The organism is Pedobacter sp. R20-19, assembly GCF_000708265.2.
Taxonomy (GTDB): Bacteria; Bacteroidota; Bacteroidia; order Sphingobacteriales; family Sphingobacteriaceae; genus Pedobacter.
The window spans coordinates 106,768-132,783 of the sequence record NZ_JCKI01000008.1; the positions used below are offsets into that span (position 1 = coordinate 106,768).

Sequence of the window (26,016 nt, forward strand, 5' to 3'; positions counted from 1 at the left end):
GTTATCGCAGATCGTCATTTCGTCCGAAGTAGAGAAATCTTTTTAACGGGATGAGCTTTCTGTTCAGCTGTGATCCAATATAAATAAATATTTATCACAGAACGTCATTTGCAGCAAAGCAGAAAAATGATGTTGTATTAGTTCAGAGATTTCTCCATTACGCTGCGCTCCAATCGAAATGACGATAAACACGATATTTATTTTTTAGCTGGAGTGGTCTACAAAGATTTTCCACTCGCCATTTAATTTCTTAAACAATAAAGTAAAATATCCTTTGGGTTCATCCTTTTCTCTTTTCAAATGCCAGCTTCCCAACACAAATGCTACATCCTGATTTAAGAAATCTACTTTCTTTATTACGAAAGTAAGCATACCCATCCCCGCTTTACCAGAATAAGTTTTTTTGTAATTATCCAATGTTTTTTGCCAGCCATAAGTGGGCCCACTACTTCCAACAAAGAGTAAGCTATCACTTTTAACATAACCTTGCATAAAAGCCTCTAAATTCCCTTTATTCCATTCCGTTCGTTGCATTTCCAACACATCGAGAATAGCCTGTTTATCCTTTGGAGACTGTGCAAATGCACTTACTGAGCATATCATTAATATGGTTAATATTTTTATCTTCATTGTTTTCTGGTCTTATAGTAAAGATATGAAACAAATTATTCCAATCCATGTATAAAAATTGTTTCTTTACGTCACAAATAATCAGGCATGAAAAAAACGGTAATTTCAATAGGCGAAATATTGTGGGATGTTTTCCCTGAAGGAAAAAAAGCAGGTGGATCAAGTATGAATGTGGCTTTGAATCTTCACAAACAAGGGATCAACAGTAAATTTATCAGTGCGGTTGGAGAAGATGAATCAGGAAAAGAGCTGATTGAATTTTTAAAGGATCAAAACTTTGAATCAGATTTAATTCAAATTAATAACCTGCCAACCAGTACAGTTGAAGTAAAATTAGATGAATCTCACCAGGCAACTTACACCATTATAGAACCTGTAGCCTGGGATGCAATAAGCCTGAATGAACATGCGCTTGAAGCGGTAAAACAAGCAGATGCCTTTGTTTACTGCAGCTTAACCTGCCGAAATGAAAAAAGCAAAGACACCATTCTGGCTTTACTGAAACAGGCGAAACTTAAAATCTTCGATATTAATCTTCGTCCGCCATTTTACAACATAGAAACCTTAAAAACCTTATTAGGTGAGGCCGATATTTTAAAAGTAAACGAACATGAACTGATTTACCTGAAAGATGAACTTGCCTTAACCGGAAATAACGATGAACAACTACTAAAGCAGATTAGCCTCAACTTCAATATTGAAATTATTTGCTTAACCGTAGGTGAGAAAGGTGCATACGTACTTCAGGATGGTCATTTATATCATCACAAAGGCTACCAGGTTGAAGTTGCAGACACAGTTGGTGCCGGCGATTCATTCTTAGCTACCTTTATTTCTAGTTATCTCAACGGCTACCCAATTAATACAGTTTTAGACAGGGCCTGCAAAGTTGGTGCCTTTGTCGCCTCGCAACATGGAGCAAACCCTGACTATGGAGATGAGGTTTTCAGTTAACAGTTTTAAGTTCACAGGTAACAAATGAACCAATGACTATTGAACTAATGAACCAAGATTACTTAAAAACCACTTCTGTTGCGCCGTAGCCAAATTTTTCTTTACGGGCATCCATATAGGTTTTAATGTGTGGGTTTTTACTGATTAGCTTATGAATTTTATCTCTCAAGGTACCATTTCCTGAGCCATGAATAAAAACCATCTTATCAAAATGGTGAACAATCGCTGCATCGAGTGAGTTTTGGAAATGATTTAATTGAATCTGAAGAATTTCATCTGGTTCCAAAAAGTGATGATCATCTCTTAATTTTTCAATATGGAGATCAATTTCTTTAGCTGGTGCATCTACTGTTTTCTTCTCAGCAGGTGATTTGAAAAAGCTTTCTTTTAACTTTTGAGCATCAATAGTTATAGGTGCCAAATCATCCAGACGAATTAACCAGCCCTTGTTTTTAGCTATGGGCAGTTCCTTTTGTTCAGAAGAAAAATCTTTCGCCCTGAATTTCTTACGAATGACTAAAGGGTCAACAGGCTTTACATCCGTTTTAGCAGAAATTAGAATCTGGAAGCTAAATTCTGGCCATAAATCAAGATCTGCTAATGAGGCAGAATAGACTAATGCAGATTGGTAAGCTTCAATTATACCATGAAAAGCACCAGCGTATTTCTCTTTCCTTTCAGTAGTTAAACTTACCAAAAGAACACCTGGAGATTGATTTTGCAAATGAAAGTGAACCACATTTCCCGCCTTATTATCGGTGGCAACGGCAACATAAATTCCATTTTCTATTTTACTTATTAATGGAACATTTACCTGAACGGGCTTAGGGGCATCATGTTCCTCTGCAACTGCACCATGGCCATGTACAGAAGTTAAATTACTAATGGCTACAGGAATTTCAAAACCATCCTCATCCGTTACTCCCAATGTTTGTGCATCAATTATCTTCGTTACATAACCCTCACGTTTTTCATCGACAAAACGAACAAAATCTCCTAATTTGAATTTCATATGTACCCCCAACCCCCTGAAGGGGGCTTTTGACTTTCTATAGTTTAAACAAAACGTTATTTTTTTTCACTCTGCAGCAAGCTTTTCCACCTAGCCTTTCAACTCCCCCTTCAGGGAGCTGGGGGGCTAATGCCTGGTATCGTTGCCATGATAAATACTCAGGTAACTTTCATACCTTGAAACGGCTATTTCATCATTATTTACTGCTTCAATTACAGCACAGCCTGGCTCATTCACGTGTCGACAATTATTGAAACGGCACTGATGTGAAGTTTTAAAAATTTCTCTAAAGAAATGCCCTAATTCTTCCTTTTCGATATCAATTACACCAAGTTCCCGAATGCCAGGAGTATCTACTATAAAACCACCCTGAGGTAACTCAAACATTTCTGCAAAGGTTGTAGTATGCTGCCCTTTGTCGCTCCAGTCAGAAACTTCGCCTGTACGCAAATCCCGGTCGGGCAAAAGTGCATTAATTAAACTTGATTTTCCTACACCTGAATGGCCGGAGATTAAAGTGATTTTATCTGTAATTAATTCCTGAATAATTGGAATATTGATGCCCTTCAAAGCAGAAACCTCATAAGTAGCATAACCAATATTTTCATATATATCTTTAAACTCCTGAAGAATTTCCAATCCCTCTTTACTGAATAGATCTAGTTTATTAAACACGAGAACAGTAGGTACATCATAAGCTTCGGCAGTTACCAAAAACCGATCAATAAATCCTAATGAAGTTCTTGGTGAGGCTAAGGTTACTACCAAAATGGCCATATCCAGGTTGGCAGCAAGAATTTGGGCTTGTTTACTCAGGTTAATAGATTTACGGATAATATAATTTTTCCGAGGCAACAGTTCATCGATGATTCCCTGGTTGCTGTCACGCTCAAGATCAAACTTCACACGGTCTCCAACAGCAATTGGGTTGGTGGTTTTGATTCCCTTCATCCTGAACTTACCCACAATACGACAGTCGTAACGTTCGCCATTATCGCCTAACACACTGTACCAGCTCCCTGTAGATTTTATAACTAATCCTTGCATACTTTGTACAAAGGTAAGCATAAGGGATGGGAAAATGGATAATGGAAGCTCATGCATTTTCTAAAAAATAGAAGCTAAAAGTTATTCAACAAACAATATCTTCGTTTAAAATCTAAATGATGGAAAACTTCAAGATAATCGGGATATCGGTTCAAACAACCAATCAAAACAATCAGGCGGCTACAGATTTAGGACAGCTTTGGGGCAGGTTCTATCAGGAGGAAATTAGCAAACAAATCTCCAATAAAGAGAGTGATGATATTTATGCCGTTTATACTGATTACGAAAGTGATTATACAGGAAGCTACACCGCCATTATTGGTCATCGTGTAAGTGCGCTGGATATTATCCCTGATGGTTTAACAGGACTGGAAGTTAAAAATGAAAAATTGTTAAGGTATATCGCCAAAGGTGAAATGCCAAATGCTGTTGTTGAAACCTGGAAAGAAATTTGGGCCAATGACATTGCCTTATACCGTACCTATCATGCTGATTTTGAGGTTTATGGTGAAAAATCGCAACAAAGTGGAGATTCAGAAGTGGAGATTTATATTGGCGTGAGGTAAGTTAAATAACCAACTCGCCTGTGAGCACCCTTCCTTTAAAAAGAAGGGGAGTTGAAAACCAATAACAGCACTTTGTACATCGATCTGAATTTTCAAAACAAAGTATAGAATTTATCACGCCCTCACATTCCTTAAATCTAACTAACAATAGAAGCACGATGCGATAAATAAAACCCACTCGGTTTCCAGTTCAAAAAATGCTTTTATTTCATTCACTTAAACGTTTTATTAAAAATTAAGAAAGAAAATTTAAAAAACATTTGCATTTTAAAAAAATAATCTTCTACTTTACGGTGTACAAAGTACACGAAGAACACATGAATTTTACATCATCAATTATTACAACGATTATTATTACCACCGGGATAAACCAGCGGGGCTAATTTGTTGTAAATTGAATTAACATAAAAACACAGAAAGCGTCCCGACAAAAATCGGGACGCTTTTTTTTTAAACCCAAACCACTTAAACTGTACTAAAACAAAACAATTAACAAGCAAAAATGCAGTTTTAGCTAAAACCAGAACTAATGAAAGTACTTAAATTCGGCGGCACATCCGTAGGTTCGGCCGAGAACATTAAAACGCTACTGAATATAGTAGCCAAAGAAAAATTACAAAGCAATCCGGTAGTTGTATTATCGGCAATGAGTGGTGTAACCAACCTGCTTACCGATATGGCAGAACGGGCTGAACGCGGAGAAGATTATGACGCTTCTTTAAAAGAAATAGAAGCAAAACATTTTGCAGTAATCCGTTCGCTTTTGCCAGCAGCAGCGCAAAACCCGGTATTTACCCGTTTAAAGATCTTCTTTAATGAACTGGAAGATTTATTACAGGCCGTTAGCAATTTGCGGGAATTAAGTTTACAAACAAAAGATCAGATTCTGAGTTATGGCGAACGTTGTTCTTCATTTATGATTGCACATATTGCTGCTCAAAATATCAGTAATGCAGTTTACGTAAACGGTGCTGAGTTAATTAAAACCGATAATAATTTCGGGCAAGCTAAGGTAGACACCGATTTAACGGAAATATTAATTAATGATTTCTATCAGGCCAATAAAGACAAGGTACTTTTTGTTACCGGATTCATCGCAAGCAATACTGCAGGAAGGGTAACTACCTTGGGCCGTGGCGGTTCTGATTATACGGCTGCCGTTTGGGGTTCAGCCTTAAATGCAGAAGAAATTGAAATCTGGACGGATGTTAATGGTATGATGACTGCTGACCCACGGATTGTTAAAAAGGCATTTTCTTTACCAGAACTGAGTTATACTGAAGCAATGGAACTGAGTTATTTTGGCGCAAAGGTAATTTATCCGCCAACGATGATTCCTGCCTTCATGAAGAAAATCCCCATTGTCATTAAAAATACTTTCGAGCCTGATTTCGGTGGAACTTATATTAAAAGTGATGTCAAAACATCCAGTCTGCCTATAAAAGGCATTTCATCTATTGATCACATCAGCATCATCAATCTTACCGGTAGTGGAATGGTTGGAAAAGCTGGCTTTAGTGGACGCTTATTTTCCCTGCTTTCCCGTGAACAGATTAATGTGGTGTTGATTACCCAATCATCATCTGAACATAGTATCACTTTTGCTGTTAAACCAACTGATGCTGGCCAGGCGATTGCCTTAATTAAAAAAGAATTTGAGCTGGAATTAGATGCTAATAAACTGGCTTTACCAGAAGTAGAAAACAACCTGGCAGTTTTGGCCATTGTAGGTGAAAACATGAAACATACGCCAGGGATGAGCGGTCGTTTATTTGGAGCTTTAGGCCGTAACGGAATTAATGTAAGGGCAATAGCCCAAGGATCTTCCGAATACAATATTTCAGTAATCATCAGCGCCGCTGATTTATCTAAAGCGGTTAATGCTGTTCATGATGCTTTCTTTACCGATCTAAAAAGAACACTGAATATTTTCTGCCTGGGAACAGGGAATATTGGCAAAACGTTATTTAACCAGCTGAAGGAACAAATGCCTTTTCTTGCTGAAAATAATGATTTGCAGGTTAAAGTTACCGGCATTTGTAATACCCGTAAAATGGTGTTTAATGCAGATGGCTTGTCACTTGAAAATTGGGAAGATGATTTAAATCAAAATGGCGAACAGGCAGATCTGGCTGGCTTTGTTGCTGAAATGAAGGCAATGAATTTGCCAAACTGTGTGTTTGTAGACAATACCGCAGCAGAAACACCTATTGAATTTTACCAGGGTGTTTTTGAAAGCAGCATTTCTGTAGTTACTTGTAATAAAAAAGGAAATTCTGCAGATTTTGCCCAATACAAATCATTTAAAGATACCGCCCGTAAGTTTGGCGTAGATTTTTATTACGAAACCAACGTTGGCGCAGGTTTACCTATTATTAGAACCTTAAAAGAGCTGATGATGAGTGGTGATAAAGTAGCGCGTATTGAAGCCATATTATCTGGAACAATCTCTTACATCTTTAATAATTTTAAAGGTGAGGCTGGTTTTTATGAAACCGTTAAAGAAGCACAAGAGTTAGGTTATACTGAGCCTGATCCACGGGATGATTTGAACGGAAAAGATTTTATGCGTAAAATGTTAATTCTTGCCCGTGATGCAGGTTATCCATTAGAAGCAGCCGATGTAAAAATTGATAATATTTTACCAGAGGCTTGTCTAAATGCCACATCTGTAGAAGATTTTTATGCTGAATTACAGAAGAACGCAGCCTATTTTGAAGATTTAAAAAATCAGGCAGCCAACACTGGAAAGGTTTTACGTTATATTGGAAAACTGGAAGATGGGAATGTAGAAATTAGCTTGCAAATGGTTGATGAAAGTCACCCTTTCTATATGCTTTCCGGAAGCGATAATATCATTTCATTCACAACAGATCGGTATAAATCCCGTCCATTGGTGGTGAAAGGGCCAGGCGCTGGTGCAGAAGTTACTGCTGCAGGGGTTTTTGCAGATATTATAAATGTAGGTAGCTTAAGCTGAAAGCGAAAAGCTTAAAGACTAAAGTGGTTTTAAAAAAAAAGATAGCAGTAGGAAAGCTAGAGATTTGGTCTTGATGCTCACTATTTGATACAAAAAAAATGAAAGATAGTATAAAAGTTTTCGCTCCGGCAACCGTAGCCAATGTGGTATGTGGCTTTGATGTACTGGGTTTCGCTGTAAATGAACCTGGTGATGAAGTTGAAATGTGCTTAACAGATACGCCTGGCGTAATCATTAAAAGCATTAGCGGTGATGATGGCCGTTTGCCATTGGATGCTGCAAAAAATACGGTAAGTGCCAGTGTGCAACATTATTTGCAACATGTAAACCGTTTAGATGTTGGTGTTGAAATTGAATTGCACAAAAAAATGCCCATTGGGAGCGGGTTGGGCTCTAGCTCAGCCAGTACTGTTGCCGGTTTATATGCCATCAATAAATTAATGGGTGATTTGCTAACGGCAAAAGAACTGGTTCCTTTTGCTATGAAGGGTGAAGAACTTGCCTGCGGCTATGGCCATGCGGATAATGTTGCACCAGCGATTTTAGGTGGTTTTGTACTGATAAGAAGTTACGAACCACTTGATGTGATTTCCTTACCAACTCCAGCCGGAATGTATGCCGCCATTGTTTACCCAGAAGTAGACGTGCCCACTAAAGATGCCCGTCAGATGATTCGCAGTAAGGTATTTTTAAAAGATGCCGTAACCCAATGGGGAAATGTAGCCGGTTTGGTTAGTGGTTTATTTATGAATGATTTTGACTTAATCGGCCGCAGCATGAAGGATGTTTTGGTTGAGCCTACCCGCTCTATTTTAATCCCAGGTTTTGAAGAAATGAGAGCCATTGCAATGGAAAATGGAGCTATTGGATTTGGAATCTCCGGCTCAGGCCCATCTGTATTTGCCCTGACCAAAGATGAGGAAACTGCAAAGAAAATCACCAAAGCACAGCAACAATATCTACATAAAATTAATATCAATAGCAAAGCCTACGTTTCTTCTGTTAATGCCGAAGGACCAAGAGTAATGTAAGAAAGGCGTAAGATTCAAGGTAAAAGGCGTAAGGTTAATGCGCCCGAACCTCTAGACCCTAAGCCCTAAACCCTAAACCACCAATGAAACTATATTCAACCAACAATAAAGATTTACGTGTTTCCTTTAAAGATGCTGTTTTTAATAGCATGCCTCAAGATAAAGGTTTATATATGCCTGTTGAAATCCCTAAACTGGATGCAGATTTCATAGCGAATATCGAGAATTATTCCCTGCCAGAAATTGCTTTTAAAGTTGCCTCTACATTACTAAAGGATGAAATTCCAGCCGAAGATTTAAAGGCTTTAATTGAAGACGCCATTAATTTTGATGCACCTGCCGTAAAACTTGATGATAAAACTTTTGTACTAGAGCTTTTTCACGGACCATCATTGGCTTTTAAAGATTTTGGTGCCCGTTTTATGAGCCGGGTAATGGCCTATTTCCTGAAAGATGGAGAGCAATTGCTGGACGTACTGGTAGCCACCTCTGGCGACACAGGTGGCGCCGTTGCTTTGGGCTTTTTAGGTGTACCTAATACAAGAGTTACTATTCTCTACCCAGAGGGAAAAGTAAGTCCAATTCAGGAGCTACAGCTCACCACCAACGGACAAAACATCAGAGCAATTGAAATTAAAGGAACTTTTGATGATTGTCAGGCTTTGGTTAAACAGGCATTTGCTGATCCGGAACTTAATCGTAAATTCAGATTAACATCTGCTAACTCCATTAATATTTCAAGATTAATTCCTCAAACCTTTTATTATTTCAATACTTATGCACAATTGAAAAGAAAAGGGATACAGGATGTTATTTTCTCTGTTCCAAGTGGAAATTTTGGTAACATTGGCGCTGGCTTATTGGCTTATAAACTGGGGCTACCTGTTAAACAGTTTATCGCAGCAACTAATATCAATGATACCGTTCCCCGTTTCCTTGAAAGTGGTGTTTATGAAACGAAACCTTCAACACAAACCTATTCTAATGCGATGGATGTAGGGGCACCAAGTAACTGGATTCGTATCATGGATTTATTTAATCAGGATATAGATATACTAAAAAAAGTGGTTACTTCTTATCGTTTTAATGATGAGGAAACCCTTGCTGGCATTAAAGACATTTATGCTAAATTTAATTATGTTGCTTGCCCGCATACGGCAATTGCTTATTTAGCTATTGAAAAATACAGGCAGGAAAAACCAGCTGACCATAGTGCTGCTGTATTTTTATCTACTGCTCATGCTTGTAAATTCCCTGATATTTTCCCTGCAGATATTGCATCCAGAATAGAAATACCTGAACAGGTTACAGCCTTAACAGGAAGACCAAAACAGGCTGATCAGTTAAGTATAAATTTTAGCGATTTTAAACATTATTTGCTGAATGGGTTGATTGTGGATTAGAAATCCACAGATAGACAAGTCCGGAAAATATTTCCGGACTAACTTTACGTTGGTCGGGATCTATAATCCCGACCAATCTTCCTAAGGATTTTTAATCCTTAATTAACCCTTAAAATCAAATTTATCAAGTCTTTATTTTAATCTAAACCGATCAATAAAGCAGTGGATTAGAAATCCACAGATACATAAGTTCGAAAAGTATTTCCGTACTAACTTTACGTTGGTCGGGATCTATGATCCCAACCAATCTTTCTAAGGATTTTTAATCCTTAAAAGAATATTTTATATTTATTAATGGGTTCTAAATATAAGGTAGCCGATGATAACGGCATTTATTTCATAACAACTACAGTTGTCAATTGGATTGATGTTTTCACCAGAAAATAACTTGCAGAAGTAGTGATAGAAAGTCTTAAATATTGCCAGAAAGAGAAAGGATTACTTATTTACGCATGGTGCTTAATGCCTAGTCATTTACATATGATGGTGAGTGCTGATGAAGGAAAGAAGCTTCCGGATATCATACGTGATTTTAAAAAATTTACTTTCAGGAAAATCACTTCAAGTATTAAAGAAATTAATGAAAGCAGAAATTGGTTGTTAAACAAATTTTCATTTGCTGCCAAAATTCATGCTAAAAGTGATGAATTTAAGTTTTGGCAAGATGGCTATCACCCCATTTCCGTAGAAACTAACTTATTTAAAAATCAAAAACTTAACTACATCCATCATAACCCTGTGGAAGCTGGGATTGTTTATGAGCCAGAACATTATGTATACAGCTCTGCCATTAATTATAGTGATGCAATGGGCCTGATCGAAGTCGTTTATCTATAGGCTTAACATAAGAAAGTCCGGAAATATTTTCCGGACTTTCTTATAAAATATTTAAAATTTCAGCAAATATTAATGTCCGCCTTTAACACTTGTTTGTTCAATTCCTTTTAAATGCTTAGTGCAATAGATGCCAAAGTATAGTATGAATAAATAACAGATTAATGGAAGTATAAAAGAGTAATGTACGCCAATCTGATCAGCTACAGCTCCCTGAACTAAAGGCAAAACTGCTCCACCCAGAATAGCCATTACTAATAATGAAGATCCCTGACTGGTATAAACACCTAATTTTGCAATCGACAGCGTGTAGATGTTAGAAAACATAATGGAGTTGAAAATTCCAATACCCAAAACACTGTACATCGCTAACTCACCCTTATTAATCATTACCGAAATTAAAAGCAGTACATTAATGGTAGAGAAGATGGCCAAAGTTCTTGCAGGAGCTGATTTCCCAACCAGGAAGCCAATAAAGTTTAACACAATAAAAACAAGGAAGAAACTAATCTGTGCGAAGGTTAAATTTACAATACTAAAAATCAGGGCAAATACCAAGATTGCCGTTCCCAGCATATAAATAATCTTTTTGGTCTGACTTAATGAATGATTTAGAGAGATTGCACCTAAAAAACGACCTATCATTGCACCACCCCAATATAATGAAAGGTAATTTTTACTCACGGCTTCTTCCAGCCCGCTAATTTCTGGAAGGTGTAAAAAACTGATAATGAAACTACCTACAGCTACCTCAGCACCTACATAACAAAAAAGCGCTACAATACCTCTTGTTAAATGCGGAAATTTAAGCACACCTAAACCTTTCGCCTGCTCCTCTTCTTCCGGTTTGAAAGATGGTAACTTAACAAAAAAAATGAGTAAACCAACCAAAAGCAATATTGCTCCAAAAATCAAATAAGGAATCCGGGTAGCTGAAGCGCTGAAGCTTCCATCAGCTTCAGAAAAAAACTCGAAGATTAAATGACCACCTAAAATAGGCGCAATCGTAGTACCAAAAGCATTAAAGGCCTGCGTTAAATTTAGCCTGCTAGAAGCGCTGTCTTCCGGACCTAGTAAAGAAACATAAGCATTAGCCGTGATTTGTAGAACAGTAAACCCCAATCCCAAAACAAATAGTGCACCTAAAAACAATGGATAGATCGAATAGGTTGCTGCCGGAAAGAAAAGTATACACCCAATAGCCGCGAGCACAATACCAAATAAAATTCCTTTTTTATAACCCACTTTGTTAATCGGATCACCTTTGGTGTAAGAAATTAAAAAGTAAATGAGTGAGCCCACAAAATAAGCACCGAAGAAACTGAACTGAACCAGCATGGATTCAAAAAAAGTCAAACTGAAAAGCTTCTTCAGGTAAGGGATTAGAATATCGTTCATGCAGGTGATGAATCCCCACATAAAAAACAAAAGGGTAATGGTAATAAGCGGAACGGTGTAATTAGATTTTGGTTTCGTTTCTGAAAATTTGATGTCCATTGAATATATAAGAATTAGCAACTTAGAAATGCAGATACCATTGATAGATGCCTGATCTCAATGTATCAAAGAAACGGAATTTTCGTTTTTTAAAATGCTGTATTACATGGATGGTACAACCGTCATCAAGACGTGTATTCTTCCGTTTAAACGACTGAAAAAACTAACAATCAATCGATTAAGGTAAATCGATTTACAAATACCCTTAAGAGCATAGAAGCGAATGATTTAAAATATGACTTTCAAATTTCATATGATAGTTTTTTTTTGAAGAACAGGCTTTAAAATAAACAGTAAAGGCCCCGATTTTCATCGGAGCCTTTACTCGTTTTTACTTGGCACTGCCAGACTTAAGTGATTGTATTTCTTGTCTTAAAGCGTCAATCTGCTGTTGTTGTTCTTTAATACTTCCAACTAAAAGCGGAACCAGGCTTTCATAATCTACTTTAGTTATCGTAGCAGATCTATAAGCATTTTTACCCGCCGCGTAATCTTTAGCCTGTACAGTTACTAATTCAGGAACATGAGTTTTGGCATCCGCTCCAACAAAACCATATTGTGGTCTTGCAGATATTTTTAATTTTTCTGCCCAGGTTTTATCATAGTTAAAACTAACAGGTTGAAGTTTTGAAACCATTTCAAGTGAATTATTAACTGGCTTTACATTATTTTGTATTACCTCTTGTGCACGAATTTGTGATGATGTGACAATTAAAAATGCCGCAAACGAAAATAAAATTGCTCGTTTCATATGATTATAAATTTAGATTAAAAGAAAATTTCTGCATCGCCAGAAAGCGATGCTAATTAAAAACTAGAATAAAGTAAGATTATACCAATGGTGGTGGTGTTAATACCTTAGGGAAATAGGTCATTTTAAAGGAATGATCGGGAATAATGACCTTCTTATCTGTTTTAAAGAATAAGCCAGCATGTGGATTGGAATAAAAGTGATGGATCAGATATTCAGATTCTATTTTTTTTTCCTCTTTTTCTGTAGCATCATCATTAACAGATGAATACGCTGTTTCAGCATTTGAATATCTTAAATACGATACCGCATTGCTCACTTTAAGAAATAAAGTAGCAGCTATGCAGATGATTAGTAGATATTTAAAACTGATTAAATTCATTGCTACAAATATAAGTTGTACAATCTGTTTAACAATTTATTGGCGTTAAAGTTCTGTCAGAATTTTGTTAACCACATAGTAGTCCTTTTAAAAAATTGCCTTTGCTATCTGCTTTGTTTGTTCTGGCCTGCCCATGGTGTAAAAATGCAATACTGGTGCACCAAAATCCATCAATTCTTTACACTGTTTAATCATCGCTGCCGTTCCAATTTCCTTTGCCTCTGCATTGTTCTTTGCATGCGATAAGGCATCTGTTAATTCATCTGGCAAATCAATATGGAAAATTTTAGGTAATACATTTAATTGTGTTAAAGTACTTATAGGCTTTAAACCCGGAATAATAGGTACATTGATATCATTTTCTCTGCATTTCTTCACAAAGTCGAAATACTTCTGATTATCAAAAAACATTTGAGTAACGATAAATTCTGCACCCATATCTACCTTTTTTTTCAGGTATTTAAAGTCGGCATTTAAATTTGGAGCCTCAAAATGTTTTTCCGGATAGCCAGCTACGCCGATGCAAAAATCACTTTTAAAGGTTTCAATATCTTCATGTAAAAATTTGCCATCATTGTGGTTTTTAATATGCTGAATAAGATCTGTAGCATAACAATGACCACCCTTTGTAGGGATAAACGAATGATCGGCAGCACGGGCATCACCACGAAGGGCCAAAACATTATCAATACCTAAAAATTGCAGATCAATTAATGCATTTTCAGTTTCTTCCTTAGTAAAACCACCACAAATTAAATGTGGTACCGCATCAATTTTATATTTATGAATAATTGCTGCACAAATGGCAATAGTACCAGGCCTTTTCCGGTAAGATACTTTTTGTAACAAACCATTTTCCTGCTCTTTATAGATATAATCTTCTCTTAAGGAGGTAACATCAATAAAAGGCGGATTAAATTCTAGCAAAGGGTCAATAGCATCATAAATCCATTGGATACTCTGGCCTTTAATGGGTGGTAATAATTCGAAAGAAAATAAGGTTTTACCCTTCGCATTTTTGATATGGTCTATAATCTTCATTAGGAGTTAAAAGTTGCAGGTTAAAAGTTAAAAGTCTGGATGCTTATAGAATATTGCAGATTAAAAGTTCGGATGCTTTATTTAATTAGCGTTTGGTAATAATTTATAAACCCATTTAATAATTTCCGTGTGGTTTCCAGTTTCATTAATATGGCTTTTAAATCCAATTCAGTTATAAAATCTAAGTCATAAGATAGATACAACTGACTTTCAACTTCATAAATAGAACCTCTAGCTATATAGAAGAATTGAATACTACCTTTAGGATAATTTCTTCCACAGCCTTCTGCAATATTTGATGGAATTGACACTGCGGCTCGTCTGATTTGACTCGTTAAGCCAAATCTTTCGTCCTTAGGGAATTGAGAAGATGCCAGATATATTTCTTTTGATAAAATCCTTGCTTGCTTCCAAACCTCTAAATCAATATAGTTTTTCTTTTGTTTTTCCATTTAAACCTCTTATATAGATTATTATGTTTTAATATCCCAGACCAATAACCTTTAACTTTTAACCTGTCACTTTAATAAGCCAAATTAGGACTCAACCACCTTTCCACTTCTTCTATTGACATATTTTTACGTAGGGCATAATCTTCAATCTGGTCTTTGGTAATCTTTCCTAGTCCAAAATACCTGGATTCAGGATGTGCAAAATAAAAACCACTTACCGCAGCTGTTGGATACATGGCATAACTTTCTGTAAGGCGTAAGCCAATTTTATTTTCAGCATCTAACAATTCAAACAAAGTACCTTTTTCGGTATGTTCCGGGCAGGCAGGATATCCCGGTGCCGGACGAATACCAGCATATTCTTCTTTAATTAATTCGGTATTGCTTAAATTTTCATCTTTGGCATAACCCCAGTATTCTTTTCTTACACGTTCATGCATCCGTTCTGCAAAAGCCTCAGCCAAACGATCGGCCAATGCCTTTGCCATAATGCTGTTATAATCATCATGATTGGATTCGAATTCTTCTACCAAAGCATCTATTCCAATACCTGTAGTTACAGCAAAACCACCAAAATAATCCTGAATACCACTTTCTTTAGGTGCAATAAAATCAGATAAGGCGTAATAAGGTTGCCCATCTACTTTTTCTGCCTGCTGGCGAAGGGTGTGTATGGTTACCATTTTGGGGTTTGGAGTTTGGAGTTTGGAGTTTCCCAACTCTGTACGCTCAACTCTCAACTCAATATCGTCTCCAACTGCATTAGCCGGCCAGAAACCAATCACCCCCCGGGCGGTCAGTAATTTTTCATCCAAAATTCTTTTCAATAATTTTTGGGCATCATCGAAAAGCTTTCTGGCTTCATCACCAACATTTTTATCATCGAAAATTTTCGGATAGCTTCCACGCAATTCCCAGGTATGGAAAAATGGCGTCCAGTCGATATAAGGAACCAATTCTTCCAATGGATAATTATCAAACACCCTTGTTCCGGTAAATTCCGGTATGGGAAGATCAGGTTTAAAATCAATCTTAAATTTGTGTTCACGCGCTTGCTCCAGTGTTTTAAAGCGCTTGTCAGAACGTTTATTTAAATGTGCTTCACGGGCCTTTTCATACTCTGCCTTAATTCCAGCAACATAATCATCCTTTGTTTCAGGATTCATTAGCGTGCTGCAAACCGTTACACTTCTGGAAGCATCCAATACATGAATTGCCGGACCAGAGTAGTTTGGCGCTACCTTAACAGCGGCATGAATTCTTGATGTAGTTGCGCCACCAATAATCAATGGAATAGTAAAACCCTCACGTTCCATTTCCTTAGCAAAGTGAACCATTTCATCCAATGATGGCGTAATTAATCCACTTAAACCAATAATATCAGCATTTATTTCTTTGGCCTTTTTAATGATTTCCTGTGCCGGAACCATTACGCCCATATCTACAATTTCAAAGTTATTACAAGCCAATACCACGCCTACAATGTTTTTACCTATATCGTGCACATCGCCCTTTACAGTAGCCATAAGCACCTTTCCAGCTGAAGAACTTTGATTTTGATCCGGGTTATCTAATTTTTCCTGTTCGATAAAGGGCAATAAATAGGCTACTGCTTTTTTCATTACACGGGCAGATTTTACTACCTGTGGCAAAAACATTTTTCCTGCTCCGAACAGATCCCCAACAATGTTCATCCCATCCATTAAAGGGCCTTCAATCACCTGAATTGGTCGGGCATATTTCTGACGTGCTTCTTCCACATCATCATCTAAGTATTCTACAATTCCTTTTACCAAAGAGTGAGATAACCGATCTTCAACAGGCCCTTTTCTCCACTCCTCATCTTTTACCACTTCCTTACCCTTTGATTTTACGGTATCGGCATACTCTACTAAACGCTCTGTTGCATCATCTCTCCGGTTCAGCAATACATCTTCTACCCTTTCTAAGAGTTCTGGTGGAATCTCTTGGTAAACTTCCAGCATCCCGGCGTTTACAATTCCCATATCCAAACCCGCCTGTATGGCGTGGTAAAGAAAAGCAGAATGCATCGCCTCACGAACGGTATTATTCCCCCTGAATGAGAAGGAAATATTGGAAACTCCTCCACTTACTTTTGCGTGTGGCAGGTTTTCTTTGATCCAACGGGTAGCATTAATAAAATCGACCGCATAATTATTATGCTCTTCTAATCCCGTTGCGACTGTTAAAATATTAGGGTCGAAGATGATATCTTCAGCAGGAAATCCTATTTCATTTACTAAAATATCATAACTTCTTTTACAGATTTCTTTTCTCCGTTCGTAATTATCTGCCTGCCCCTGTTCATCAAAAGCCATTACTACAACCGCAGCGCCATATTGCATAATCTTCCGGGCACTTTCACGGAATTTATCTTCTCCTTCTTTTAAGGAAATCGAATTCACGATTCCTTTTCCCTGCAAACATTTTAAACCATTTTCAATTACAGACCACTTTGATGAATCGACCATGATGGGCAATTTCGCGATGTCAGGTTCAGAAGCAATCAGGTTTAGAAATTTAGTCATGGCCGCTTCCGAATCCAACATTCCTTCATCCATGTTTACATCAATGACCTGTGCACCGCCTTCAACTTGTTGAAGGGCTACGGCCAGGGCAGCTTCGTAATCTCCACCTAAAATTAATTTTGAAAACTTAGGCGATCCGGTAATATTGGTTCTTTCGCCAACATTAACAAAAATACTTTCAGGTGTGATGGTTACAGGTTCCAAACCACTTAAACGCATATAAGGTTGAATCACCGGGATTTTTCTTGGCAATGCCTTTCTGGCATTCGCTGCAATGCAGCCGATGTGTTCTGGAGTGGTACCACAGCAACCACCCACAATGTTTACAAAGCCAGAAGCAATAAAATCATCTACCAAATGCGCTGTCTCATGGGGTTGCTCATCATAAGCGCCAAATTCATTCGGTAAGCCTGCATTTGGATAAGCGGAAACATAACATCCTGCTTTTGCGGCCAGTTCTTCAATGTGTGGCCGCATTTCTTTAGCTCCAAGCGCACAATTAAAACCAATACTTAATGGCTTCGCATGCATTACCGAGTTTAAAAAAGCTTCCGCTGTTTGTCCGGATAATGTTCGACCGGAGGCATCGGTAATGGTTCCGGAGATCATAATCTCCAGTTTGCGACCGATTACTTCTTCATATTTTTTTATGGCTACAATAGCAACTTTTGCGTTCAGGGTATCGAAAATAGTTTCAATTAAAAGCACATCTGAACCGCCATCTACCAAGCCACGAACTTGCTCATAATAAGCGGCTTCTAATTCATCGAAATAAACCGCCCGATAGCCAGGATCATTTACATTGGGAGACATGGATAGGGTTCTGTTGGTTGGGCCAATAGCACCTGCAACAAAACACTTGCGATCAGGGTGAGCCGCCATAAACTCATCGGCAGCTTCTTTGGCCACCCGGGCACCTTCAAAACTTAATTCATACGACAAATCTTCCATCTGGTAGTCAGCCATGGAAATTCTTTGTGTACTGAAGGTATTGGTCTCAATAATATCAGCTCCTGCGCCTAAATATTCAAGATGTATGGCTTTAATAATATCCGGACGGGTGATGTTAAGCAAATCATTATTTCCTTTTACATCGCAAGGGTGATCTTTAAACCGTTCACCTCTAAAATCCTCTTCCGTTAAAGTATAACGCTGAATCATCGTGCCCATAGCACCATCAATCACCAAAATACGTTTTTCTAATTCTTCTCTTATGCTCATTGTTGTTTAGTAGCAAGTAGTTAGTATCGGATATCAAGATATGCTTGATGAACGACCTAACCCCAGATATAAGCAAAAAGTATAGTTATTATCTTTATTGATACTTACTGCTTTATACCTGATACTTAAAAAAGGCTTATTCAAAAAGTTGGCACATGGATCGTACTTTCTAAACTTATCTTTCTCCCGGTTAACCGAAATTAGAATGTAGCACCTTGTTGGCACAGGTTGCTAAGACTTCGTTGGGTCTAATCCCTCCGTCTTTCTTAATAAGCATACAAAAATGCAACAAAGCAACATCATTTCCAAAAATTATCGCTTTGCCGCCAAATAAAATTACAAAGGCCATGCAAAAATGCACGGCCTTTAAAATAATGTTTTGTGGTTAACCTTAAATCATTAAAATTTGATGACCAGGTTTTATTGAATTATCTTCTGTTTCCGAAAAGACGTAGTAGTGAAACAAATAAGTTAATGAAGGTGATATAAAGTGATAAGGCACCCATTATGGCTAATTTTTTGCTATCGGCCAATGCAATTTCATTCCCGCTCTCATCCAAACCTTCGCCAATTCTTTTAATTTCCTGAACTTTGTACGCCGTAAGTGCTGTAAAAATTGCCACACCAACAAAGCCTAAAATATAGTTTAAAGTTTCGCTGCCGATAAAGAAGTTGATCAGACTTACGATCACTAAGCCAATTACACCAGCCATCAGGATTGGTCCGAATTTACTTAAATCAACATCTGTTGTATATCCCATTATGGCCATAACAGCAAAAATAACTGCTGCTGCAACGAAGCAAATTGCGACAGATATAGAAGTATAAATTAAAAGAATAAAACCTAGCATAACACCCGTTAACAAAGAATATAGCAGAAAAACCCCCACTAATGCAGGGAAAGATAATCTTTGCATTGCGGCACCCATCAGCATCACTAAACCCAGTGGTGCAAAAATGGTAATGTATCCAAATATGGTAAATCCTTTTTCACCGACTAAGTAGGATAAAATTCCTGGCGAATTTGCCAATACAAACGCAGAAACGCTTGATACCAACAGCGCAACGAACATCCATAAGAATACGCTGGCAAAGAATTTTTTAGACACCGAGTTTTCCTGTACGAAAACACTATTGCCTTGATATTGATAATTTTGTTGTTCCATTTTTATTTGTGTATTTAAATGATTTTAAAAATAATACTTTAATTCAGTCTTTTTGTCAGCATTTCTTCAACTTTCTTAAAGAACTGTAACGGTTTTAATGTACGCCAGGGCAGGTTATCAAAAGCGCCACCAAAGTTGATATAATAATCAATGTTGTTATCTCTAAACTCACTGATTACATGTTCCTGAAAGTTTACCCCAACAATCCAGCCATCTTCTACCTCCTGAAACCATTCTTCATAATAACTGTCATCTGAGGAATGAAAATTCAGCACATTTTCGCCAATTAAAATGAATTTGTTAATTCCTTCATCCATCATTAGCTCCAGAATATCGCGCTTAAGCAACATGATATCATTGTTAATGGCATCGTTCCACTCTCCGATAAATTCTATAATGGCATAGCTGTGATCATAATCAGCATACAATACTTTCATGTATAATGTATTAGAGCCAAACTCATCCCACTGTGGGTGAAGCAAAAAATTATAGATTTGCTTATCAAAGTATAGCTCAGAATATTCGGTATTATAAAATGGCGAACGCTCATCTTCTGCCGAGATATAATCATCTCTCCACTGGTAATACGGCTCTATCTCGTGCATGCTCTTTTTTTAATTATTGAATGAGAGAATTTTGAATGAGTTAATGAATGTTGAGTGAGTGAATAATTGAATAAATGTATAAGTTTAAAATCTATGAATTACCTAATACCAGCGCTAAATTCAATCATTCTCTAATTCTGTTATTCTGTTATTCTCCAATTCTATCATTCTCTAACTCAATCCTTCTATCCTTCTCACATTCAGTCATTTCTAATGTTGTCCGGCTTCTACAGCTTTTCTAACACTTCCATGTTGTGTTAATAAGTCTGCGGCTTCATCATAAGCGATATTTAATTCATCGGCCACCATTTGTGTACCACGATCTACCAACTTATGATTAGTTAACTGCATATCTACCATTTTGTTTCCAACTACACGGCCCAATTGAACCATTACAGTGGTACTCAGCATATTTAAAACCAATTTTTGTGCCGTGCCAGATTTCATGCGTGTTGAACCCGTAATAAATTCCGGGCCAACCACCACTTCTACAGGAAAATCAGATGCTGCAGCAATTGGTCCGCCAGCGTTACACACGATGCAACCTGTTAAAATGCCATGTTTACGGGCGGTGCTTAAACCACCTACTACATATGGCGTAGTACCTGATGCGGCTAAACCAACCAGACAATCTTTCTCATTGATATCAAACTCCTGCAAATCCTTCCAGGCCTGTACGGCATCATCTTCGGCAAATTCTACAGCTTTTCTAATGGCCGTATCGCCACCAGCAATAATGCCGACTACCCAATCAAAAGGAACACCATAAGTGGGCGGACATTCAGAGGCATCTACAACACCTAAACGGCCACTGGTGCCAGCACCAATATAAAAAAGACGACCACCTTTTTTCATTCTATCAGCAACGGCCGAAGTTAATTTTTCAATCTGAGGCAAAGATTTTTCAACAGCAAAGGCAACAGTTTTATCTTCATTATTGATCCCCTGCAAAACTTCCATTACCGACATCTGATCAATGTGGCTATAGTTTGATTCTTGCTCGGTAACTCTATTCATAAATTTATTTTTGATAAAATTCGGTAAATCTTTTCTAAAATCTACCCTAAAAAATTAAAAATATAGATCATCTCACTTTGACCCATCAGTTGAACCGTTAATTTATGTGAAATATTATAAACAAAAGACAAGAAATTGCAGTTAAAAATATATCAACCCGCTTATTTTCATAAATTTGCCTAACGCCAATGAAAAAGAATACCCGTAAAAACATACTGATTGCCATAAGCTATTCTGTCATTTTGATAGCAGGCATGTATCTGGGTATTAAGTTCATTAAAGATCAGGGATTTGGCGTGATCAGAAGACCTCAGCTGGCCAGCAACAGTGACGAAAAACTGGAAGAAATTCTGCATATCATCAATAAAAATTATGTGGATGATATCAATACCGATTCATTACAAAACTTACCTATTGATAGTGTGCTTCACCAATTAGATCCACACAGTGTTTATTTGCCTCCAACGGATGCTCAGGACATGACTGATAACCTGGAAGGAAACTTTGAAGGTGTTGGCATTGAGTATTACATGCTCAATGATACCATGATGGTTACCGGCGTGGTGAAGGATGGACCGGCATACCAGGCAGGCATTAAATTAGGTGATAAAATTCTGGCTATTGATACCACTATAGTAAGTGGCAGAAATTTACCCAAAGAACAATTAACCGGAAGATTCAGAGGAAAAGCAGGAAGCGGTGTTGGTGTAACCCTTTTACGCAGTGGTACACAGGTTCAAAGCCGTTTAATGGTCACCCGTGGTAAAGTAAACATTAGCAGTATCGATGCTTCTTACATGATTAACCCGGAAACTGGCTATGTTAGGATTAGTAAATTTGGCGCCAATACAGACAGCGATTTTGCCATTGCAGCTGCAAATCTCAAAGCAAAAGGCATGAAAAAGCTGATTCTGGATTTACGCGATAATGGTGGTGGTTATTTTTCTGCAGCTACGGGTTTGGCCGATCAGTTTCTACCCGAAAATAAATTAATTGTTTACACTCAGGGTAAACACGAACCTAGAACAGATTATTATTCTACCGGAACTGGGGCCTTTCAGAATGGCAAGCTGGCGATATTAATTAATGAAAATACGGCATCGGCGAGTGAAATTGTTGCCGGAGCCATTCAGGATCTGGGTCGTGGAATTATAGTTGGCCGCCGGTCTTTCGGTAAAGGACTTGTACAAGAGCAATTTGCTTTTGGAGATGGCTCAGCATTAAACTTAACCATTGCCCGGTATTACACACCTTCAGGACGCAGTATTCAAAAATCATATAAAAAAGGGTATGATGCTTACAAACATGAACTTGATGAACGCATGATTGATGGAGAGTTAACGGGCGACCATACTTCCTTTCAAGATTCAATAGAGAAAAGTGAAGGCGTAAACCTTCAGCAGCATAAACGGGTCAAAACCATTGGCGGGATTCAGCCTGATATATTTGTAAAGCTGGACACTACCGGATACAATAAATTCTACGCGAATCTGGTGAGCAAAAAAGTATTGTCTGATTACGTTTTTAATGTATTAACCAATCGATATAATGCTGGCTTTATAGAACAGAATATTAATAATTTTACATTGGGTGATAATGACTTTAAAGATTTTATCGGTTACCTCCAACGTAAAAATGTAACCATAGACCGCATGCAACTTTACGGATCAAAATCAGTGATTTTAAATGATTTGAAAGCATTATTATGCCGCTATTACCTGGGTGATGTTGGCTATTACCGCTCTATAAATCAAACTGATAACGCAGTAAAACAGGCGCTAGCCAATCTTCAATAATTAGAAGCCCCGCTCCTATTAAATTTTGATTTCAAATAAGCTTAGGCTTATTCCCTCATAATGCTTTGGTAAACCATCTGTTTTTTCCATTGTAACTACACCAACATAATCAAAGCCGCAGCCAGTATAATACTCCAATAGCTTTTCATTATCTGCCCAGGTATCCATTCTGATATACTTAAGGTCATTTTCTGATGCAAAAGCGCTAGCCCACTTAATAATTTCCTTAACAAAGGACAGGCCTCTAAAATCCGGATGCGTAACGATCCGATGAATGTAGATGGCATCATGATCCCGATCGCCCCAAATAAGTTGATCGTTAAACGTGACTGCAAAAACACAAGCAACTTCATCATTAACCAAAATTTTATACTGGCGATTTTCAGCTATTTCAGTTTCCACCAATTTTTTACTGAAACCTTGCCAGTGTTTATTGAAAACTTTTTTCTGATGGGCAACAGCCATATCATAGAATTTGAAAATCATATCCAGATCTGATGGCTGGCTGTTGGCTACTTGGATTTGCATGCTGCAAAGGTAATAGAATCTTCTTTTAGTGATTGGATGAATATCAGCAGGGTATTCAAATTCATCCAAAGGCTATTTCAGCAAAAAAGCAGGTTTGCAAATAAATGCCAACCTGCTTTCGAATGATAAGTTTATAAATTTCGATCTTTATTGCCTGACCTATTTTTGTCTGAAGAAAATCTGAATCGGCGCACCGGAGAAATTAAAATGCTCTCTCAATTTATTTTCAATAAAACGTTTGTATGGATCTTTAATATATTGAGGTAAGTTACAGAAGAAAGCAAACATAGGTGATGTTCCGTTGATTTGCGTAATGTATTTAATCTTGATGTGCTTTCCTTTTAATGCCGGTGGTGGGAATTTCTCAATCAGCGGTAACATTACATCATTTAATTTTGATGTAGGAATTTTCTTACTTCTGTTTTTAGCTACCTCTAAAGCAGCCTCTATCGCTTTAAAAATTCGCTGTTTATTTAATACAGATGTAAATACAATAGGCACATCAGTGAATGGACGAATACGCTCATGAATCTGCTCTTCAAAAGCCTTCATCGTTTGTGTATTTTTTTCAATCAAATCCCATTTATTTACCAGAATAACAATACCTTTTTTATTTTTTTCTGCTAAGTGAAATATATTGATATCCTGGCTTTCGATTCCTTCTTGTGCATCAATCATTAACACCACTACATCAGCTTCTTCCAAAGCCTTAATGGTACGCATAACCGAGTAAAATTCCAGATTCTCTTTAACCTTGGTTTTTTTACGTAAACCAGCAGTATCGATCAACATAAATTCATGACCAAACTGGTTGTAATGAATTTTGATTGAATCGCGGGTAGTACCAGCATTCGCCGTTACAATGTTTCTTTCTTTACCAATCAGTGCATTAACCAAAGATGATTTACCTACATTCGGGCGACCAGCAATAGTAATTTTTGGCAATTGATTTTCTTCTTCTGGAATATCTTCGAAGTGTTTAACCACATCATCCAATAATTCTCCAGTGCCAGAACCAGTCATGGAAGAAAGGGGATAAATTTCACCCAATCCAAAACCATAAAAAGTACTGATTTCACTATATAAAGCGGTGTTATCTACTTTATTGGCACATACAAAAACAGGTTTATTACTGCGGCGAAGCACCTGAGCAATATCATCATCTAAATCGGTGATACCTGTGGTTACATCTACCATAAAAACCAAAACACTGGCTTCTTCAATAGCGATCATCACTTGCTCGCGGATAGCAGCTTCATAAACATCTTCAGAGTTGGCTACATAACCACCTGTATCAATCACTGTGAATTGTCTGTTCGTCCACTCCCCTACACCATAATGCCTGTCGCGGGTTACACCGCTAACATCATCTACAATGGCTTTACGACTTTCAGTTAATCTATTAAAAAGGGTGCTTTTGCCTACGTTTGGCCTGCCTACGATGGCGATAATATTACTCATGGGTGTTCAATTGATAGTTAATGGCTTATAGTTAACGGTCATGGTGCTTAAGCAAGCTGCTTAAACTATTTGGCTATCAGCCATTGACTATCAACTACTAACCGATTTATTTCGGGCTGCAAAGGTACGGTTAATTATCGTAACCAAAGCTTTTTAAGTAGTTCTTTTTACTTCTCCAATCTGGAATCACTTTAACAAACAGTTCCAGAAACACTTTGGAATCTAAAAATTTCTCAATTTCTATCCGTGCTTCTGTACCCACTTTTTTCAGCATGCTGCCGCCCGTGCCAATGAGAATATTTTTTTGTGAATCGCGTTCAACCACAATTTCAGCACTAATCCTCACCATTTGGCCTTTGCCATTTTTAAGCTCTTCATGTTTAAAACTCTTCACAATCACCTCGGTGCTATAAGGAATTTCCTTTTGATAATTCAGGAAGATTTTTTCCCGAATAATTTCCGAAACAAAGAAACGCTCAGAACGATCTGTTAAATCTTCTTTATCATAATATGGTGGATGCTCTGGTAACATTTCTAAAACGCGCTCCAATAAGCCATCAACGTTATGCTTATGCAAAGCCGATATGGCATAAATGGAAACAGGATTTAACTTTTCCTGCCAGTAAGCAATTTTCTCATCAACCTGCTCCTGTAATGCTTTATCTATTTTATTAATCAGTACAATGGTTGGAATATCTCTGTTCAAGATTTTATCAAGCACATCGTCTTCATCATGCGTCTCATTGATATCTGTTACAAATAAAAGTACATCTGCATCGGTTAAAGAACCATTTACAAAGCTCATCATACTCTCCTGCAAGCTGTATTTTGGTTTAATGATACCAGGTGTATCAGAAAAAACAATTTGATATTCTTCCTCATTTACGATACCCAGAATACGATGCCTTGTGGTTTGCGCTTTAGGGGTAATAATGCTAAGTCGCTCGCCTACAAGCACATTCATGAGGGTGGATTTACCTACATTTGGTTTACCTATTATACTAACAAAACCTGCTTTATGCGCCATTAAAATATTTTTTAAAAAAAATTTGCAGCACAAAGAAACGAATTATATCTTTGCATTCCAATTCGG

22 protein-coding genes and 1 riboswitch are annotated in these 26,016 nt (G+C 37.4%); of the genes, 7 read left to right on the top strand and 15 right to left on the bottom strand.

The genetic code is table 11. The features are described from left to right. Positions 1–204: 204 nt before the first annotated feature. On the bottom strand, positions 205–630 hold the full coding sequence (locus AN34_RS17270) for a DUF4440 domain-containing protein (RefSeq protein WP_029287449.1): 426 nt from the start codon (positions 628–630) through the stop codon (positions 205–207). An 87-nt stretch (positions 631–717) separates the two neighbouring features. Between AN34_RS17270 and AN34_RS17275 the strand changes: the two genes are divergently transcribed. Further along, positions 718–1,584, top strand: a complete 867-nt coding sequence (locus AN34_RS17275; protein WP_029287451.1) for a carbohydrate kinase — start codon at positions 718–720, stop codon at positions 1,582–1,584. Between the two features lie 58 nt (positions 1,585–1,642). Here AN34_RS17275 and AN34_RS17280 read toward each other — a convergent pair whose 3' ends face one another. Next, positions 1,643–2,596 carry a Smr/MutS family protein gene (locus tag AN34_RS17280; protein WP_029287453.1) on the bottom strand — a complete coding sequence of 318 codons (954 nt, stop codon included), beginning with the start codon at positions 2,594–2,596 and terminating at the stop codon, positions 1,643–1,645. 126 nt (positions 2,597–2,722) lie between these two features. Next, positions 2,723–3,643, bottom strand: a complete 921-nt coding sequence (gene rsgA, locus AN34_RS17285) for a ribosome small subunit-dependent GTPase A (protein ID WP_029287455.1) — start codon at positions 3,641–3,643, stop codon at positions 2,723–2,725. A gap of 116 nt (positions 3,644–3,759) precedes the next feature. On the opposite strand from rsgA, the gene AN34_RS17290 reads away from it, so the two are divergent. The 5 genes from AN34_RS17290 to AN34_RS17310 all read left to right on the top strand — a co-directional run bounded on the left by AN34_RS17290 (position 3,760) and on the right by AN34_RS17310 (position 10,460). After that, complete coding sequence (locus tag AN34_RS17290; protein ID WP_029287457.1) at positions 3,760–4,209, top strand: GyrI-like domain-containing protein; 450 nt, start codon at positions 3,760–3,762, stop codon at positions 4,207–4,209. 529 nt (positions 4,210–4,738) lie between these two features. Beyond that, positions 4,739–7,189, top strand: coding sequence for a bifunctional aspartate kinase/homoserine dehydrogenase I (gene thrA / locus AN34_RS17295; protein ID WP_029287459.1), 2,451 nt, complete (start codon positions 4,739–4,741; stop codon positions 7,187–7,189). A gap of 98 nt (positions 7,190–7,287) precedes the next feature. Then, positions 7,288–8,220: a homoserine kinase gene (locus AN34_RS17300; protein WP_029287461.1), complete on the top strand. Its 933-nt coding sequence runs from the start codon at positions 7,288–7,290 to the stop codon at positions 8,218–8,220. A gap of 83 nt (positions 8,221–8,303) precedes the next feature. Next, positions 8,304–9,623, top strand: a complete 1,320-nt coding sequence (gene thrC / locus AN34_RS17305; RefSeq protein ID WP_029287463.1) for a threonine synthase — start codon at positions 8,304–8,306, stop codon at positions 9,621–9,623. Positions 9,624–10,022: 399 nt separating this feature from the next. Then, the gene (locus AN34_RS17310; RefSeq protein ID WP_231625581.1) at positions 10,023–10,460 is read left to right on the top strand and encodes a transposase; all 438 of its coding nucleotides are present in this window, start codon (positions 10,023–10,025) and stop codon (positions 10,458–10,460) included. Positions 10,461–10,529: 69 nt separating this feature from the next. Here AN34_RS17310 and AN34_RS17315 read toward each other — a convergent pair whose 3' ends face one another. The 9 genes from AN34_RS17315 to murQ all read right to left on the bottom strand — a co-directional run bounded on the left by AN34_RS17315 (position 10,530) and on the right by murQ (position 21,138). Continuing rightward, entirely contained in the window at positions 10,530–11,954 is a 1,425-nt protein-coding gene (locus AN34_RS17315) for a sugar MFS transporter (protein ID WP_029287465.1), read from the bottom strand. 331 nt (positions 11,955–12,285) lie between these two features. Continuing rightward, the gene (locus tag AN34_RS17320; protein ID WP_029287468.1) at positions 12,286–12,705 is read right to left on the bottom strand and encodes a tail fiber domain-containing protein; all 420 of its coding nucleotides are present in this window, start codon (positions 12,703–12,705) and stop codon (positions 12,286–12,288) included. 79 nt (positions 12,706–12,784) lie between these two features. Continuing rightward, positions 12,785–13,087 (bottom strand): hypothetical protein, encoded by a 303-nt coding sequence (locus AN34_RS17325; RefSeq protein WP_029287470.1) that lies wholly within the window; start codon positions 13,085–13,087, stop codon positions 12,785–12,787. A gap of 87 nt (positions 13,088–13,174) precedes the next feature. Further along, positions 13,175–14,128 (bottom strand): methylenetetrahydrofolate reductase, encoded by a 954-nt coding sequence (locus tag AN34_RS17330; protein WP_029287472.1) that lies wholly within the window; start codon positions 14,126–14,128, stop codon positions 13,175–13,177. Positions 14,129–14,205: 77 nt separating this feature from the next. Continuing rightward, positions 14,206–14,580, bottom strand: a complete 375-nt coding sequence (locus tag AN34_RS17335) for a four helix bundle protein (protein WP_029287474.1) — start codon at positions 14,578–14,580, stop codon at positions 14,206–14,208. A gap of 71 nt (positions 14,581–14,651) precedes the next feature. Next, positions 14,652–18,350, bottom strand: coding sequence for a methionine synthase (metH, locus tag AN34_RS17340; protein WP_029287476.1), 3,699 nt, complete (start codon positions 18,348–18,350; stop codon positions 14,652–14,654). Positions 18,351–18,522: 172 nt separating this feature from the next. Beyond that, a riboswitch (SAM riboswitch) is annotated at positions 18,523–18,626 on the bottom strand. A 152-nt stretch (positions 18,627–18,778) separates the two neighbouring features. Beyond that, positions 18,779–19,516, bottom strand: a complete 738-nt coding sequence (locus AN34_RS17345) for a Bax inhibitor-1/YccA family protein (RefSeq protein WP_029287478.1) — start codon at positions 19,514–19,516, stop codon at positions 18,779–18,781. Positions 19,517–19,554: 38 nt separating this feature from the next. Continuing rightward, positions 19,555–20,121, bottom strand: coding sequence for a hypothetical protein (locus tag AN34_RS17350; protein WP_029287480.1), 567 nt, complete (start codon positions 20,119–20,121; stop codon positions 19,555–19,557). Between the two features lie 210 nt (positions 20,122–20,331). Next, complete coding sequence (gene murQ / locus AN34_RS17355) at positions 20,332–21,138, bottom strand: N-acetylmuramic acid 6-phosphate etherase (RefSeq protein WP_029287482.1); 807 nt, start codon at positions 21,136–21,138, stop codon at positions 20,332–20,334. A 188-nt stretch (positions 21,139–21,326) separates the two neighbouring features. On the opposite strand from murQ, the gene AN34_RS17360 reads away from it, so the two are divergent. Continuing rightward, entirely contained in the window at positions 21,327–22,934 is a 1,608-nt protein-coding gene (locus AN34_RS17360) for a S41 family peptidase (protein WP_029287484.1), read from the top strand. Positions 22,935–22,952: 18 nt separating this feature from the next. Here AN34_RS17360 and AN34_RS17365 read toward each other — a convergent pair whose 3' ends face one another. The 3 genes from AN34_RS17365 to era form a co-directional block, all read right to left on the bottom strand. Beyond that, positions 22,953–23,462 (bottom strand): N-acetyltransferase, encoded by a 510-nt coding sequence (locus AN34_RS17365; RefSeq protein ID WP_036677554.1) that lies wholly within the window; start codon positions 23,460–23,462, stop codon positions 22,953–22,955. A 159-nt stretch (positions 23,463–23,621) separates the two neighbouring features. Then, positions 23,622–24,923, bottom strand: coding sequence for a ribosome biogenesis GTPase Der (der, locus tag AN34_RS17370; protein ID WP_029287488.1), 1,302 nt, complete (start codon positions 24,921–24,923; stop codon positions 23,622–23,624). Positions 24,924–25,053: 130 nt separating this feature from the next. Continuing rightward, positions 25,054–25,950, bottom strand: coding sequence for a GTPase Era (gene era / locus AN34_RS17375; protein ID WP_029287490.1), 897 nt, complete (start codon positions 25,948–25,950; stop codon positions 25,054–25,056). Positions 25,951–26,016 lie beyond the last annotated feature (66 nt).

What these genes read in the sequence shown, in the direction of transcription:
- AN34_RS17335 (WP_029287474.1), bottom strand. Translation starts at nt 14,580, where the DNA reads ATGGAAAAACAAAAGAAAAACTATATTGATTTAGAGGTTTGGAAGCAA.
- AN34_RS17315 (WP_029287465.1), bottom strand. Translation starts at nt 11,954, where the DNA reads ATGGACATCAAATTTTCAGAAACGAAACCAAAATCTAATTACACCGTT.
- AN34_RS17325 (WP_029287470.1), bottom strand. Translation starts at nt 13,087, where the DNA reads ATGAATTTAATCAGTTTTAAATATCTACTAATCATCTGCATAGCTGCT.
- AN34_RS17330 (WP_029287472.1), bottom strand. Translation starts at nt 14,128, where the DNA reads ATGAAGATTATAGACCATATCAAAAATGCGAAGGGTAAAACCTTATTT.
- AN34_RS17290 (WP_029287457.1), top strand. Translation starts at nt 3,760, where the DNA reads ATGATGGAAAACTTCAAGATAATCGGGATATCGGTTCAAACAACCAAT.
- thrA (WP_029287459.1), top strand. Translation starts at nt 4,739, where the DNA reads ATGAAAGTACTTAAATTCGGCGGCACATCCGTAGGTTCGGCCGAGAAC.
- AN34_RS17270 (WP_029287449.1), bottom strand. Translation starts at nt 630, where the DNA reads ATGAAGATAAAAATATTAACCATATTAATGATATGCTCAGTAAGTGCA.
- era (WP_029287490.1), bottom strand. Translation starts at nt 25,950, where the DNA reads ATGGCGCATAAAGCAGGTTTTGTTAGTATAATAGGTAAACCAAATGTA.
- murQ (WP_029287482.1), bottom strand. Translation starts at nt 21,138, where the DNA reads ATGAATAGAGTTACCGAGCAAGAATCAAACTATAGCCACATTGATCAG.
- AN34_RS17360 (WP_029287484.1), top strand. Translation starts at nt 21,327, where the DNA reads ATGAAAAAGAATACCCGTAAAAACATACTGATTGCCATAAGCTATTCT.
- der (WP_029287488.1), bottom strand. Translation starts at nt 24,923, where the DNA reads ATGAGTAATATTATCGCCATCGTAGGCAGGCCAAACGTAGGCAAAAGC.
- AN34_RS17365 (WP_036677554.1), bottom strand. Translation starts at nt 23,462, where the DNA reads ATGCAAATCCAAGTAGCCAACAGCCAGCCATCAGATCTGGATATGATT.
- AN34_RS17275 (WP_029287451.1), top strand. Translation starts at nt 718, where the DNA reads ATGAAAAAAACGGTAATTTCAATAGGCGAAATATTGTGGGATGTTTTC.
- thrC (WP_029287463.1), top strand. Translation starts at nt 8,304, where the DNA reads ATGAAACTATATTCAACCAACAATAAAGATTTACGTGTTTCCTTTAAA.
- AN34_RS17350 (WP_029287480.1), bottom strand. Translation starts at nt 20,121, where the DNA reads ATGCACGAGATAGAGCCGTATTACCAGTGGAGAGATGATTATATCTCG.
- AN34_RS17345 (WP_029287478.1), bottom strand. Translation starts at nt 19,516, where the DNA reads ATGGAACAACAAAATTATCAATATCAAGGCAATAGTGTTTTCGTACAG.
- AN34_RS17280 (WP_029287453.1), bottom strand. Translation starts at nt 2,596, where the DNA reads ATGAAATTCAAATTAGGAGATTTTGTTCGTTTTGTCGATGAAAAACGT.
- AN34_RS17320 (WP_029287468.1), bottom strand. Translation starts at nt 12,705, where the DNA reads ATGAAACGAGCAATTTTATTTTCGTTTGCGGCATTTTTAATTGTCACA.
- AN34_RS17300 (WP_029287461.1), top strand. Translation starts at nt 7,288, where the DNA reads ATGAAAGATAGTATAAAAGTTTTCGCTCCGGCAACCGTAGCCAATGTG.
- rsgA (WP_029287455.1), bottom strand. Translation starts at nt 3,643, where the DNA reads ATGCAAGGATTAGTTATAAAATCTACAGGGAGCTGGTACAGTGTGTTA.
- metH (WP_029287476.1), bottom strand. Translation starts at nt 18,350, where the DNA reads ATGAGCATAAGAGAAGAATTAGAAAAACGTATTTTGGTGATTGATGGT.